The organism is Sorangium sp. KYC3313 (assembly GCF_052075895.1).
Taxonomy (GTDB): domain Bacteria; phylum Myxococcota_A; class Polyangia; order Polyangiales; family Polyangiaceae; genus Sorangium; species Sorangium cellulosum_B.
In genome coordinates, this window is record NZ_CP197255.1 from 6,898,346 (window position 1) to 6,912,932 (window position 14,587).

General features: G+C 74.1%; 9 protein-coding genes and 1 tRNA gene. 9 read left to right on the plus strand and 1 reads right to left on the minus strand.

Features of this window, described 5'->3' with window-relative positions; genetic code table 11:
* The first annotated feature begins 133 nt into the window (after window positions 1–133).
* From ACSRUE_RS26805 to ACSRUE_RS26845, 9 genes are all read left to right on the plus strand, one after another.
* Window positions 134–220 (plus strand) — tRNA-Leu (locus tag ACSRUE_RS26805).
* 200 nt (window positions 221–420) lie between these two features.
* Entirely contained in the window at window positions 421–1,599 is a 1,179-nt protein-coding gene (locus tag ACSRUE_RS26810) for a hypothetical protein (RefSeq protein WP_441286066.1), read from the plus strand.
* A 66-nt stretch (window positions 1,600–1,665) separates the two neighbouring features.
* Window positions 1,666–2,739 carry a DUF4190 domain-containing protein gene (locus ACSRUE_RS26815; RefSeq protein WP_441286067.1) on the plus strand — a complete coding sequence of 358 codons (1,074 nt, stop codon included), beginning with the start codon at window positions 1,666–1,668 and terminating at the stop codon, window positions 2,737–2,739.
* Between the two features lie 56 nt (window positions 2,740–2,795).
* Entirely contained in the window at window positions 2,796–3,104 is a 309-nt protein-coding gene (locus ACSRUE_RS26820; RefSeq protein ID WP_437767033.1) for a hypothetical protein, read from the plus strand.
* A 78-nt stretch (window positions 3,105–3,182) separates the two neighbouring features.
* A complete protein-coding gene (locus tag ACSRUE_RS26825; protein ID WP_441286068.1) occupies window positions 3,183–4,244 on the plus strand; it encodes a tetratricopeptide repeat protein in 1,062 nt (353 codons plus the stop codon).
* A complete protein-coding gene (locus tag ACSRUE_RS26830) occupies window positions 4,244–5,269 on the plus strand; it encodes a hypothetical protein (RefSeq protein ID WP_441286069.1) in 1,026 nt (341 codons plus the stop codon). The genes ACSRUE_RS26825 and ACSRUE_RS26830 overlap by 1 nt, the downstream gene beginning before the upstream one ends.
* Before the next feature lie 249 nt (window positions 5,270–5,518).
* Window positions 5,519–7,030 (plus strand): protein kinase domain-containing protein, encoded by a 1,512-nt coding sequence (locus ACSRUE_RS26835; RefSeq protein WP_441286070.1) that lies wholly within the window; start codon window positions 5,519–5,521, stop codon window positions 7,028–7,030.
* 178 nt (window positions 7,031–7,208) lie between these two features.
* Entirely contained in the window at window positions 7,209–12,572 is a 5,364-nt protein-coding gene (locus tag ACSRUE_RS26840) for a hypothetical protein (RefSeq protein ID WP_441286071.1), read from the plus strand.
* A complete protein-coding gene (locus ACSRUE_RS26845; RefSeq protein WP_441286072.1) occupies window positions 12,562–13,548 on the plus strand; it encodes a S66 peptidase family protein in 987 nt (328 codons plus the stop codon). The genes ACSRUE_RS26840 and ACSRUE_RS26845 overlap by 11 nt, the downstream gene beginning before the upstream one ends.
* Before the next feature lie 52 nt (window positions 13,549–13,600).
* Here ACSRUE_RS26845 and ACSRUE_RS26850 read toward each other — a convergent pair whose 3' ends face one another.
* Window positions 13,601–14,527: a lysophospholipid acyltransferase family protein gene (locus ACSRUE_RS26850; protein WP_441286073.1), complete on the minus strand. Its 927-nt coding sequence runs from the start codon at window positions 14,525–14,527 to the stop codon at window positions 13,601–13,603.
* Window positions 14,528–14,587 lie beyond the last annotated feature (60 nt).

The following is a 14,587-nucleotide window of genomic DNA, read 5'->3' on the forward strand; positions in this document are numbered from 1 at the left end:
CACAACAGACGCAACAGACGCAACAGACGCAACAGACACAACGGACGGAACCGCAGGCGGAAGAAAAACGCTCGGGGCGTGACAGAGCGCTTGACGGAACGCGAGGGGGTGAGGTAGTGATGCCGTCCCGCTCGCGAAGCTGGCGGAATTGGCAGACGCGCTGGATTCAGGTTCCAGTGGGGTAACTCCCGTGGAGGTTCAAGTCCTCTGCTTCGCACCAAGCGCTCTTCTTATCCTGCTTCTTTAGTCACGACTCTTGCCAACGTCGTGGCTCTGTCCCTGCTCGCCGCCTCCAGCAGCTCCTGTGATCGCCGCTCCTCCCCCTCGGCGGGAGGAGCCGCGAGCGCTGCCCCTGCTCCCAGCGCCTCGGAGGCGCTCCTCGCAGCCGCGGCTGCGTCGAGCGCCCCGACCGAGCCCGCCGTGGCCACTGCGCCGGCCGAGCCCGAGCAGCCGCGCGGGGCCGGCGTCCAGGAGTTCGTGCCCATCGGCTCCCTGGAAGGGTGCAAGGCGAAGTCGGGTGATATCGCGACCTACATCCTGCGCGAGGGGATGGGGATCGCCGGGCGCGCCGACGGCTCGTTCGGGGCCGTATGGCTCGTGGACCTCAAGGGAGGGGACGCGCAGATCGCGTTCGCCGGCTTCGATAGCGAGGCCCGGCAGGTCGCTCGCGCGAGGGCGATCTCGAGCACGCGAGACGCAGGGCTCCGGATCTTCTCCTCGGGCGACGAATGGGCGGTCGCGTGGTTCGACGCGGAGGGGCTCGCGTACGCGCGGCCCCGCTGGGAGACGAACCCGCCGGTGCAGATCCAGCGCGTCGGCGCGATCGGGAGGGAGGTCAGCGACCATGTGGCCCTCGCGCCCGCTCCAGGTGGCGCCCTGGTCGCAGCGGCGCCCTTCGGGCCGGACCGCCAGCGCCTGGGGGTGTTCCAGTTCGCGCCGGTGGATCCTGCGCAGCCGCAGCTCAAGGCGGTCGGGGTCACGCGAAGCGCCAAGAAGCCGCGCTGGCCGACGGTCGCCGCCGACGCGTCCGGTGGCTACCTCGTCGCCTGGCAGGACGAGGAGGACGGGAGCATCCGGGCCTCGCGGTTCGACGCCGCGGGCAGGGAAGGGAATGCCCACGTCGTCGCGACGCGACAGGGCGGCGACCGACCGGCAGGCGCCGCTCAGGAGACGCCGGACAGGGATCAGCGGCTCGGCCTTGTGGCCACGGGCAACGCCGGCGCGCTGCTGGTCTGGAGCGAGGGAGCCACCTTGATCGCCCGCGCGCTGGACGCCGAGGCGCGGCCGCGCGGGGCGCCCTGGGTCGTTGGCAAGGGCAAGTGGCGCGCGCTCGCGCCGAGCGGCGACGGGGCCCTCGTGGCCTGGGTCGGCCACGATGGCAAGGTGGAGGGGCAAGCCCTCCTCGTGAAGCTGGCCGCCGACGGCGCGCCCTCTGCTCGAGGGATCCGGGTGTCGGATGGGGTGTTTCCCGTAAAGGATTCTCCCAGCGTCGCGCTCGCCGGTGAGCGGGTGGGCGTCGCATGGACGGAGCCCATGAGCACCGGTGTGAGCACGAAGCGCGCAGTCTTGCGTGTGCTCGAGCGCACCTGCATCCCCTGAGCGCTCACGCGACGAGAGGGCCCGTGCGGCGGGCGTAGCGCGGCCTCCGGCGCTAGGATGAAGAGCGTGAGCCACGCATTCGGCCCGACTCAGCCACCGCCGAACCGCGATGCGAACGAGCCGCCTGCTGCGCTCAGGGACGTGCAGACAGGCGCCCTGCCCTGCGAAAGCGAGCCGCCTGGAGCGCCGCCCTGCGACCCGGTCGCGGCCCGCGGGCGCGTCGCGCTCGCGCCGGCTGCAGCGCAGCTGAGCCGCGCGCAGACGACGCGGCTGATCATCGAGGATCCCTACCTCACGCCGCCGCCCCCGCCGGAGCGACGGCAGCTCTCCACGCTGGCCGTGAGCTCGCTCGTCGCGGCGCTGTTCGGGCCCCTCGGGGCGATCGCCGCGATCGCCTTCGGCTGGGCGGCTCGTCGCGAGATCGAGCAGGCCCCGGCCGTGCGCAGGGGGTATGCGCTCGCCAGCGTCGGGCTCGCGCTCGGCGTCCTGCTCACCCTCTGCTGGAGCTCTGCGATCGGCTTCGGCGTGTGGATGTGGAGCACCCATCGCGGCGCAGAGACGGCCTCTGCCCTCCCGGAGGGGGAGGCCTCGCCGGAGCCGGCGAGCACGGCGTCGCCGTCGATGCCGCTGCCGGAGGCGCCTCCTCCGGCGGTGCAGCCGAGCGGCAGCGTCCCTCAGCACACGACCCACCGGCGCATCGGCGGGGTCTCCATCGTCGATATCGGCGTCGACGTGTCCGTGCTCAGCGAGGAGCTCGCCAAGCAGCGCGCGGAGGCATACGCCCAGGGCGAGAAGGTCCTCGTGATGACGACGAGCGATCCCTGCGAGCCGTGCCGCGGGGTCGACCGCGCGCTCGGCGATCCGCTGATGCAGACGGCCCTCCGGAGCGTGCGGCTCGTGCGCGTGGACATCGATCTCTTCAAGGAAGATCTCGATCAGATCAAGGTGCCGCGGCGGCTCTATCCGGGCTTCTTCCTGCTCTCGCCGGATCTTTCCCCGCAGGACGGGATCAACGGCGGCGAGTGGGACGACGACATCGCGCGCAACATCGCGCCCGTGCTGGGGGCGTTCGTGCGGGGCCAGTACACCACCCGCCGGCAGCCGTGGAACCCGCTGCCCGGCTCGGGCATGCGGCTCTGAGCCGGGTCGCGCGCGGCGACGAGCCCCTCGCGCGCCGGACGGGGTAAGCTCCGGCTGTGAAGCGCTTCGGCCAGCTCGTCCTCTTCGCCCTCTGCGTCGCTTTCAGCGTCTCGGCTGTCTACAACGTCGTCTCCGACAACGCCGACGTCGAACGGAGGGCGGCGCTCGTCGCGTGCGGCGAGGACGGCGCCGCGAGCGCGCCGGGGCCGCGCCGCGCGAGCGAGGGGTGCAGAGCGCAGATGACGCGGCTGGAACGGACGCCGTTCGGCCAGACCTTCGAGTTCACCACGGCGAAGCGCGTCGTGGACGTCAGGTGCGAGCGGGCGCTCGTGTTCGCCGGCGAGTACAGCTGCAAGCTCAGGTGATCGCCGCGGCGGCGGCTTTCACCCCGCCCGCCTCAAGACGCCGTTATCCGCGCGGAAGTTACGCTATGGTGGGCGGCCGTGACGAGCCCCACAGCGCGCTTGCCTCGCTGGATCGGCCCCGAGGCCGGGCGCATCGTCGTGTGCTTCGCGTCCGCGGTCGCGGCCGCCGCGGCGGTCGCCCACGGCGCGCCGCCGGCGCTGGCGGCACAGGCGCTCCCGCCGGAGCCGCTCCGCGCGCCTGTTGTCGCGCCCGCCTCCCCGCCGACGCAGCCGCCGCAGGGCGGCGGGCCGAGCCCTCCCGCCCCGCCGCCGCTCTCGCGGGACGAGGAGGAGAAGCGGCTCCGCATCGAGCGAGCGACCGCGCTGCACGACGAGGCGCAGCGGCGCTACCAGCACGGCGAGTACCGCGCGGCCATCGCGAAGCTGGAGGCCGCCGTGGCGCTGGATCCCGAGGGCAAAGAGCTCATCTACAACCTGGCGATGATCCACGAGCGGCTGGGCGAGATCGACGAGGCCGAGCGCTACTACCGCCGCTACCTCGACATGGAGGCGCTCCCGAAGGCGCGTGAGGAGGTGCACGCGGTCCTCAAGCGGCTCGAGGGCGCGAAGCGAGAGCTCTCCGGCGCGAAGCCGCCGCCGTCCGCGCCCGCGAAGGCCGCCTCGGTCTCCACGGCGCTGCCGTATTTGCCGCGCTTGCCGCGCCATCCCGTGGCCGTCGGCAGCGCGATGCCGCGCGCGACCTGGCTCGGCGTCAGCGGGGGCATCGCCGCGGGGTCGCTCGTGGTCGGCGGCGTCTTCGCCGCGCTCGCCGTGGCGCGGGATCCCGGCGCCGGCGAGCGCACCGGGGCCGGCGTCTCCATCGCCGACCTGCAGGCCGACGCGAGCGCCGCCCACCGGTGCGCCGTCGCCGCGGATATCGCCTTCCTGGTCGCCGGGCTCTCCGGGGCAGCGGCGCTCTACCTGTACCTGTCTCCCGGGGCCCCCGCGGCGAGCCCAGCCGCTCGCGCGGCCTCGGCCGCCGGCTCGCGCGCGCTGACGCCGGGGCAGGCTCGCCGTCTCCCGCGCGGCGCCGGTGCGGGGGCGCAGGGGATCCGCCTGTCGCTGGGCGCCGAGGGAGCCCGGCTCCGGGTGCAGTTCTGATGCGCCCCAGCGCCGCGCGGCGCAGGCTGCTCCGCGGGCTCGCCGCGCTCGTGTCGCTCGGCGCCGGGTGCGAGGTCCTCGTCGACGGCACGCTGGGCCCGGTGCGCTGCACGGACGAGGGCGCGCTCGGGCCGCCGGCGTGCCCCGAGGGCGCCGTCTGCAGGGACGGCGCCTGCGCCGAACAGCAGCTGGGGCGCGCGCTGGGCGCGCGCTGCGCGCGGCACGAGGACTGCGGAGCGCTCGATTTCTGCCTCGATCCCGCGCTGTTCGACGTCGAGGGGCCGCGCGTCTGCGCGCGCGCCTGCTGCAGCTCGAGCGACTGCGATCCTGTCCGGGATGCGGTCTGCTGGATCCCCGACGGCGGAGGGAGCGGCCTCTGTCGCATCGGCCGGGAGGTCGGCCGGCCCGACGTGGGCACGGGGCTCTCCGGCGCGCGATGCGCCGCGCCCGGCGACTGCCGATCGGGCATCTGCAACGACGGCGCCTGCGTCGACGCTTGCTGCTCCGACACCAGCTGCGCCGCGAACGGCGCGGCGTGCCGGCTCACGACGGGCCTCGTCTCGTCCGGTCCGGCCTGGGCGTGCCAGGCCGCCGCCTTGGGTGATGGAGGCTACTTCGACCCGTGCGATCGGGACGAGGACTGCGCGTCCGGGCTCTGCGCCAAGCCGGAAGGGAGCGGCCGGAGCGGCCGCTGCACCATCCCGTGCTGTGGCTCGGAGATGTGCCCGGACGCGCCCGGCGAGGTGAGGCAGCGCGTCGGCTGTGCTGAGCTCGCGATCAACGAACGCTCGACCGTCCGTGCGTGCATCACGCTGCTGTCCGGGGACAGCCTCGCGGCCATCGGCGTTCCGTGCTCCACGTCCGAGGACTGTCGGAGTGGTATGTGCATCAAGGATCCTGAACAAACGCAGCCATTCTGTAGCGACGTCTGCTGCAGCGATGCGTCCTGCGGCGACGCCGCGTTCTTCGGCTGCCACCCGCGAGCGACAGGCGAGTCGTGGGCCTTGCGATGCGAGCCCAAGTAACGGACGATCCCCCCATCGCGGTGGTAGTTCGTGCAAGCTGACGGCCAGTTCCCAGCCAGCGCCCCCGGGTCGCCCGGCGAGCCCAGCGGGGCCATGGCGCTGATTTGCCCGCGCTGTCACCACCTCGGGGCCGTCGCGCTGGAGGGGAGGAGCTCGTCCAGCCAGCTTCCGTCTCCCGCCGGCGAGCGCGGTTCCCAGGGCGGCCAGAGCGCGAGGCTACCTCGTTGCCCCCGCGACGGGCTGGCCCTCGTGAGCCGCGAGGTGCTCGGGGAGGCCGACGGAGATCCGTTCCTGGGGATCACGATCGCGGATCGGTTCGTGATCGTGGGCAAGCTCGGCGCCGGCTCGATGGGCACGGTGTACCGCGCGCGCCAGGAGGCGATGGGCCGCGACGTGGCCATCAAGATATTGCGGTCGGACAGGGCCTTCGACGCGCAGGCGAAGGCGCGCTTCACCCGCGAAGCGCGCGCGATGAGCCTCCTCCGGTCGCCGCACACGGTCACCGTGTTCGATTTCGGCGAGATCGTGGACGACGCGACGGACGCGGCCTTCGGCCGCGGTCGCTCCGCAGAGCAGAGCGCACCCGTGGAGGGGACGACGGCGAGCAGCGGCTCCCTCTACCTCGCGATGGAGCTGCTCGAGGGCGAGTCGCTCGGTCAGCGGCTCAAGCGCCTGCGGCGGCTGCGCGTGGGCGACGCCGCCCGCTTCGCGCGGCACGCGCTCCTGTCGCTGGCCGAGGCGCACGACAAGGGGATCATCCACAGGGACCTCAAGCCGGACAACCTGTTCCTGGCGAGGCCCCCCGCGGGCGAGCACGAGGAGATCTGCAAGGTGCTCGATTTCGGCATCGCGAAGGTGATGACCGGGACGGAGCGGCCGGTCGACGCCCTCGAGACGCAGGCAGGCACCGTCTTCGGGACGCCGCGGTACATGTCGCCGGAACAGGCGCAGGGCAGGCCGCTCGACGCGCGGAGCGACCTCTACTCGCTCGGCGTCCTGCTCTATCAGATGCTGGTCGGGAGGCCGCCGTTCATCGACGACGATGCGGTCGTCGTGATGGCGAGGCACATCAAGTCGTCGCCCGTGCCGGCGAGCGAGGCCGCGCCGGACGCCAGGATCCCGCCGTCGCTCTCGCAGCTCCTGCAGCGCGCCCTGGCCAAGCGGCCCGAGGCTCGGCCGCGGAGCGCCCAGGAGTTCATCGCCGAGCTCGATCGCGCGATGGGCGAGGCCAGGCCGAGCCTCGACCGCGAGCGCCTCGGCCCGGCTCAGCCCGCCGAGGCCGGCGCCACGAGCGAGCTGCTCGCGGTCGTGGGCGACGGCGAAGGCGCCGCGCAGGCGCCGAGCTCGCTGCGTCCCGCGCCGCGGAGGCGCACCTCGCGCGTGGCCGTCGGCGCCGGCGCCCTGTCCCTGATCGTGATGGCGCTCGCCGTGCGCGAGCTCCGCCGGCCTGCGGACGGCAGCGCGCACAGCCTTCAGAAAGGGGTAGCGCTGGAAGCGAGGGCACTCGCGAGCGCGATCTCGCGCGCCGACCCGCCGCCCGCCGCCGCGCCGACCGCGCCGCCGACCGCGCCGGCGCCCGCCACGCCGAGCGCGCCGGTGGCGCCGCCGCCGTCCGGTGCGCCGACCGCGCCGCCGCCGCCGTCCGGCGCGCCGACCGCGGGGGTCGCCAGCGCGGCGCCCGCGCCCGCGGGCGTACCCTCGGCGTCGACACCGAGGCGAAAGCCAGCGCAGCCGCGCAAGCCATATGTGAAATTCGACTGATGACGGCACGCGCGCGGCACCGCTGCGCAAGGCCGACGTGGGCCCCCGAAGGCCCGCGCTTCCATGGAGTCCCGTCGCGCGAGAGACAGCGGCGTCCGATCGCGAATGGCGCCGAGAGTCGCTGTACGAGCCGGAGGCTAACGTGTAACTTCGCCGCGCACCGATGGATCCCCGGGAGATGGAAACGCTCGTTCAGCGGCTCGTCACGAATCCGCATGACGGGGAAGCCCTGGCGTATGCTCACCGAGCCGGGGAGCAGGACCCACGCTCGTACGCCATGCTGCTCGAGCGCGTCGGCAGCTCCACCGCAGATCCGTCGTACGCGGCGCACTGGCTGAGCGAGGCCGCGAACGTGTGGTCGACCACCATCGGCGACGCGCACCACGCCGCGCGGACGCTCATGATCGCCATCGACAAGGATCCGACGCAGCGGACCGCGGCGGAGCGGCTGGCGCAGCTCTACCGCGACAAGGGCGATCAGAAGGCGCTCGTCGCGCTCCTGGAGCGGCTGGTCAAGGCGCTCACGCCGCTGCTCTTCGAGCGGCCCGAGGTGCGCGCGCAGGTCTCGACCCTGCACGAGGAGCTCGGCCGGCTGTGGAGCGAGCCGCCGCTCTCGCGGCCGGAGCGCGCCCTCGAGAACTGGCGCCGCCTGGCGGAGCTCGATCCGCACAACGTCTACGCCATCTACGCCGCCCGCGAGATGCTGAAGGCTCAGCAGCAGTACGCCGAGGCGATCCCGTATTTCGCGATGGAGCAGGCGCTCGTCGACGACCCGGATCGGCGGCTCGCCCTGCTGCGCGACGAGGCCGACATCCGGCGCCGCGCCGGCGATCTCGCGGGCTCCACCGTGGCGCTGCGGAACGCGCGCGCGTTCGTGCCGCACGACATGGGGCTCATCCAGGCGCTCGGCGTCGCCATCGTCGACCGCATCGAGGCGGGCGAGCCGGTGCCGCAGCCAGAGCGCGACGAGGCCGCGGAGCTCTTCGTGGCGCTCGCGGAGACGTACGACGGGGAGTACGGCTACTCGTACTCGGTCTACGCCCTCCGCGCGGCGCCGGGGCACGATCGCGCGATGCAGCTCGCCGACCATTACGGGAAGCAGCTGGGCCGCATCGGGGAGCTCCGCCCGCGCTACCTCGCCTATCTCCAGGTCAACCCGAACGGGTTCATGGCCCCCGAGGCGCGCAAGCGGGCGTCCGTGCCGCCCCCCCCGCGGCTGCCGTCGGTGCCGCCGCCGCCCCTGGGCGTGGCTGCCGCGCCTGCGCACCGGTCGTCGGTGCCGCCCAGCGCGGGAGCCGTCCATGCGCACGCGTCCGTGCCCCCCTCGGGCGTCCTCTCGTCGCCGGCCGCCGCTGGCCTGGTCGAGCCGGGGGTGGCCGCGTTCGCGCCGGCGTCTTCGTTCGCTCCCGCGCCGGGGTTGCCGGCGCCGGAAACGCTGGCTTCGCCTGCGGACGCCGAGGCGCCGGCCTCGGCGGGGGCGTACGGCCTGGCCGGCGCCGCGCCGGCGCCTCTCGCCTTCGGCGGCTCGGCCCCCTCGGAGGCGCCGCAGCCGCCGAGGGAGGAGCCGGAGGAGCTTCGCAAGCCGCTGACGCTCGCCAAGCTCCGCGAGGTGCTCAAGGGCGAGCCGGCCAACCCGGACGTGCTCGCGCAGGTCGAGGAGCAGCTGCGCCAGAAGCGGATGTTCGTCGAGCTGCGGGACGTCCTGCTCGCGGCGGCGCGCGTCCCCGAGGCGCCCATCGAGCGCAGGAAGGCGCAGCTGCGCGACGTCGCCGAGCTGTGCGAAGCGCAGCTGCGCGACGTCGACTCGGCGGTCCAGGCCTGGAAGCTGCTCTCCGAGCTCGATCCCGGCGACGCGCAGGCGCAGGCCGAGCTGAGGCGGCTGCTCGAGCGGAGCTCGCGGTGGGACGATCTCGCCGCGCTGCTCGAGCACGACGCCGCGGCGACGCCCGACGTCGCGCAGCGGGTCGAGATCGAGATGGCGCTCGTCGCGCTCCATGAGCAAAAGCGCCGCGACCCCATCGCGGCCGCGGAGGCGTGGGTGCGGATCGCGGGACTCGCGCCGGACGACGGCGCGGCGCTCCTGTCCGCCGTCAAGCTCTTCGAGCGCGGCGAGCGCTTCGATCTCGCGGCGCGGGTCCTCGCCGACGCGACCTCCTGGTTCCAGGGGAAGCTGAACCACGGGCCGCTCCTTCAGAAGCTCGGCGAGCTCCGGATGCGGCTCGATGAGCCGGGCGCCGCGGGCGACGCCTACGGCCAGGCCGCCGAGCTGCTGCGCCAACCGAGGCTGTGGGAGCTCGCGCAGAAGGCCTACATCGCGGCGGGGCGGCTCGCCGAGGCGGCGAGGGCGCTCTGCGAGCGCGCGCTGCTCGCGGACCGCAAGGCGCGCCCTGCGCTCCTCGTCCAGGCCGCCGAGCTGCTCTTCAGCGCCGGGGACGTCGATGGCGCGCTCGACCGCGTCGAGCGCGCCGTCGAGATCGATCCGGCGACCGACGCCGCCCCCGCGATCGAGGATCTCTACCGGCGCGCCCATCGGTGGCCCGAGCTCGTGCGGTTCCTCCTGAGCCGGGCCGAGGTGCTCGGCGACAGGGCGGAGCGCGTCGCGGCGCGGCGGGCCGCGGCGGCCCTGCAGCGCGAGCTCGGCGATCGCGACGGGGAGCGCGCGACGCTCACGCTCCTGCTCGCCGACGGCGATGACGCCGAGGCCATCGAGCGGCTGGCCCAGGACGCGGGCGAGCGCGGCGATCACCAGCAGGGCGCGGAGCTCCTCCGCAAGCTCGGCGATCTGACGGACAGCGAGCCCGGCAAGATCTCGCTCGCCCTGCGCGAGGCGCGCATGCTCGCGGAGGGCCCCGGCGACCTCGAGGCCGCGATCGCGCGCTACGAGGCGGTCGTGGCGACGCTCGATCCGCAGAACCGGATCGCGCTGCAGGGGATCGCCGATCTGGAGGAGCGGCGCGGCAACCCGAGGGGGGTCGCGGGCGCGCTCGAGCGTGAGCTCGTGCTCGTGTACGGCCACGACCAGGTCGACATCGCGCAGCGCCTCGCGGCGCTGTACGAGGGCCCGCTCGACGATCCGCGCGGCGCCGTCAGGGCGCTCGAGATCGTCCACGCCGTCGAGCCGGACGACCTCGACGCGGTCGCCCGGCTCCTGCGGCTCGCCGAGCGGCTGAACGACTGGCCGAAGGTCGCGCGCCTGATGGCGATCCTGATCGAGGTGGAGGGCGACGACGACGAGGCGTCGCAGATGACCCGGCGCCTCGCCGAGATCCTCGACCAGCAGCTGGGCAAGAGCGACGAGGCGCTGGCGCTCCTGGAGCGGCTCGCCGATCAGGGCGACGAGCCGTGCCGAGATGCGTACGTCGCGCTCGGCGATCGGAACGGGTGGAAGGGGATCGTCGCGACCAAGCTGGTCGCCTGGAACGAGTCGATCGCGCGCGCGGGGCGCGAGGTCGCCCTGCGCGGGGCCTTCGAGCGCTTCGTGGAGGTCGGTCGCCAGAAGGACGCCGCGCGCGTGGCGATGGAGCTCGCGCGCTCCCGCACCGCCGACGCCGGCCTCGCGGAGAAGCTCGAGGCGATCGCGGTGGAGCTCCAGGATCGCGAGGCCCTCACCGCCGCGCACGAGCTCCTCGCGAGGGATCTCGCGGGCACGGCCCGGGCGGCCGAGCTCGTGCGGCAGGCCGAGGTCCGGGTCTCCGTGGGCGCCGATCCGCTGGAGTCGATCCACCACGGCGAGGGCGCGCTCGCGAGCGTGCCGACCGCCGAGGTCGAGCCGCTGCTCCAGCGGCTCGCGGCGCTGGCCGAGGCCCCGGGCCTCATCATCGATCTCTTCGAGCGCCAGGTCGGCCGGTGCCGCACGCCGGCCGATCGCCTCGCGGCGCTCGTCCGCGCCGCCCAGATCGCCTGCGAGCGCGGCGCCATCGACCGGGCGAGGAGCTTCTTCGAGCTGGCCCTCGGCGGCGGCGTCCAGGAGGAGACGATCGCCACGCTCGAGCAGGTGGCGCGGGACGACGACGAGCGGTCGCGGTCGACGGCGCTGCGCACGGTCCTCGCCGAGGCGCTCGCGGCCGGCGGCCAGGGCTCGCGCGACGGCGGCCGCACCCGGACGGCGCTCCTGCGGCGCGCGGCAACGATCGCCTACCAGGATCTCGGCGACGTCGACCGCGCCTTCGGCTGGCTGGGCGGCGCCGTGCTCACGCAGGTCGACGACGCTTCGCTCGACGCGCTCGAGGCCCTCGGGCGCGAGGTGGGCGACCTGCCCCGCGTCGGCGCGACGCTGGACCGCGCGCTGGACGAGGTCTTTGACGGCCCGCTCGTGCGCAAGCTCCTGCAGCGTCGCGCCAGGCTGCGGCGCGACGTGCTCGGCGACCGGCAGGGCGCCGCGGCGGACCTGAAGAAGCTTCACGACCTGTCGCCCTCGGATCAGGACGTGATGAACGACCTGTCGGGTCTCCTGCTGGAGCTCGGCGATCACCGCGGCATGATCCAGCTGTACGAGGACCAGATCCTCCGCGGCCGCGATCCGGCGCAGCGGGCGGAGCTCGCGCGCAAGGTGGCGCGCCTCTGGGAGGAGGAGCTCGGCGAAGCGCGCGAGGCGGCGGACGCCTGGCGCCGCGTCCTCCGCATGAAGGCGGGCGATCCGGACGCGACCGCGGGCCTCGAGCGGGCCAAGACCGGCAAGCTCAAGCGCACCCCGCCGCCTCCTTCGCTGCCGACGCGCGCGCCGGGCCCGCCGCTGACCGAGCCGCCGCTCGCGCCCCGGGCTCCGGCGCTAGAGACGCTCGGCCTCGAGGCCGGCGCGGTGGCGGCGGTGAGCAACGGCTACGCGGGCTCCGAGACGCACGAGGGCGTCGAGGCGCAGCCGGTTGCGGAGGCGCAGCCGGTTGCGGAGGCGTACCCCGCGGCGGAGGCGTATCCGGCGGCGGAGGCGTATCCGGCGGCGGAGGCGTATCCGGCGGCGGAGGCGTATCCGGCGGCGGAGGCGTATCCGGCGGCGGAGGCGTACCCCGCGGCGGAGGCGTATCCGGCGGCGGAGGCGTATCCGGCGGCGGAGGCGTATCCGGCGGCGGAGGCGCTCTCGGCTCCCGAGGCGCAGCCTGCGGACGCCGCCGCCTCGCAAGCGCTGCCGGTCGAGCCGGAGCAGCAGGTCTGGGCCTACGGCGTCGCCGCGCACGCCGACGCGGCGGACGCGGGCAGCGGCGCTGCTCATGTCGATGTGGTTCTGCGCGAGGGGCAGAGGCTCCCTCTGGATAGCGCCACCCAGGTCCTCCACGTTGCTCCGGCTGCGTATTCCGATGCGCCAGCCGCTCCCGCGCAGTGGTCGGAGTTCGACGCTCACGCAGGGCCGCAGACGCTCGGCGACGTCGACAGCGGCGAGGCCCATCGAGCGCACGATGAGGCGCCCCTCTCGGCCCCTGCGCTGCCCGTCGCGCCCGCTGCCCCCGTGGCGCCTGTCGTGCCGCACTTGCTCGGCTCCGACGCGATCGACGTCGACACGGACGCGGAAGACGTGGAGTTGATCGACGACGAACCTGGTGCTCGCTAGCTCTCCCCCACCGATCCTGCCCCCGGCGCTCCGGCCGGGCGATACCGTCGCGGTGATCGCCCCTTCCAGCCCGTTCGAGCACGTCCTCGCGCGGGTCGGCATCGGCTGGCTCGCCCAGCGCTACCGCGTCCTCTTCGACGCGGGCGAGGGGCCTCCGCTCGACGGCGACGGCCGGCGGGGCGGGCCGCCATCGCTGTCGGCGCCCTCCCATCACGGGCTGTTCGCGCGAGCCGGGTACCTGGCCGGCAGCGACGCCCGGCGCAGCGACGAGCTCGCCCGCGCGCTCTCGCACCCCGACGTCAGGGCCATCTTCGCGGCCCGCGGCGGCTATGGCGCGAACCGGTTCGTCCACCGGCTCGACTGGAGCGCCCTCGCAGCGCACCCCCGCTGGATCGTCGGCTTCTCCGACGTCACGGCCCTCCACGTCGAGGCAGCGCGCGCGGGCGTGGCGTCGCTCCATGGCGTCCATGTCACCGCGCTCGGGCGCGGCGACGCCCGCGCCCGCGCCGCGCTGATCCGCGCCCTCGAAGATCCGCTGGGTGAGCGCCGCTTCGACGGCCTCACCACGCTGCGCGCCGGGGTGGCCGAGGGGCCGCTCTTCGGCGGCAACCTGGCCCTGCTCCACGCCTGCGCCGCCGCGGGGCGGCTCCGGGTGCCGGAGGGGGCCATCCTCCTGCTCGAGGACGTCACCGAGCGGCCCTACCGCATCGATCGCATGCTCGCGACGCTCGAGGTCGGCGGCCACCTCGCCCCGGCCGCGGCGGTGGTCCTCGGCGACTTCGATCAGTGCGCGCCAGGCCCCGACGGCATCACGGTGGACGAGGTCCTCCGCGACAGGCTGCTCCCGCTGGGAATCCCCGTCGTCGCCGGGCTGCCGATTGGCCACGGCCACCGCAACGAGCCCGCCATCCTCGGCGGCCACGCGCGCGTCCTCGCTCACGGCCCCGACGCCGCGGTCACGCTGGCGGGCGCCTGAGCGCCCGCGCGGTCACGCGATCACGCGGTCACGCAGTCACGTGATTACGCGATCACCAGAAGATGCTCTTCCGCTCCTTCAGGCCGCGGTTCAGCATCGACTGGATCCGACCCTTCACGAGCGCCACCTTCTCCTGGATCACCGCGTCGTCGTCGTCGGGGTCGCCGTTGAACGTCATCGGCTCGCCGAAGTAGATGCGGTACCGGGTCGGCAGCGGCATCTGGCCGCCGGGGAGCAGGAGCTGCGGGATGATCGGGAACGTCGGCATGCCGAGCGCCTTCGAGACCGACTCGAGGTTGCCGAGCGAGATGTACTGTTCCTCGCCCCCGATGACCGCGATGGGCACGATCGGCGTGTCGGTCTCGAGCGCGAGCCGCATGAACCCGAGCCCGAAGTCGAGCAGCTGATAGCGGCTGGAGAACCCCTTCGAGATCCCCTTCGTCCCCTCCGGGAACACCAGGATCGCCGCGCCCATGTCGAGCAGCCGGCGCGCGTTCTCGGGGACGCCGACCACCTGGCCCACGCGCGAGAAGAAGGTCGCCACGAACGGCAGCGTCTGCGTCCACTTCTCGACCATGCTCCGCATCACGCGCGGCGGCTCCGCGTCCAGGAACATCGAGGCCGCGATGAGCATGCCGTCGAACGGGAGCTGGCCCGAGTGGTTCGCGATGAGGAGCACACGGCCGGCCGGGACGCGCTCGATGCCGAACACCTCGGTCCGGAAATAGAAGCGATGAAAGAACGCGGCGACCCCGACCGCGTACTTCGCCCACTCCCGGTCGAGCCCGAACGGGTCCACCCCGTCCGCCGCGTGCGGCAGCGCGACCCGGCGCAGACGGTCCTCGAAGTCCTGACCGAGCAGCCGGATGGTCGCGTCGTCGATCGTGCCGCGCAAGCTGTCGACCCCGACGCGCGCCAGCGGCAGCGCGCTGTGGGTGACGAAGTGGCTCAGCCTGGCGAGCGTCGTTCTGCTGGCCATGGGCGGCGGACGATAGCAAAACTCGCGTGGGCCTGCACCGGCACGAAGGGCTTGACCATC

Coding starts and splice junctions, on each gene's coding strand:
- ACSRUE_RS26850 (WP_441286073.1), bottom strand. CDS start 14,527: ATGGCCAGCAGAACGACGCTCGCCAGGCTGAGCCACTTCGTCACCCAC.
- ACSRUE_RS26830 (WP_441286069.1), top strand. CDS start 4,244: ATGCGCCCCAGCGCCGCGCGGCGCAGGCTGCTCCGCGGGCTCGCCGCG.
- ACSRUE_RS26840 (WP_441286071.1), top strand. CDS start 7,209: ATGGAAACGCTCGTTCAGCGGCTCGTCACGAATCCGCATGACGGGGAA.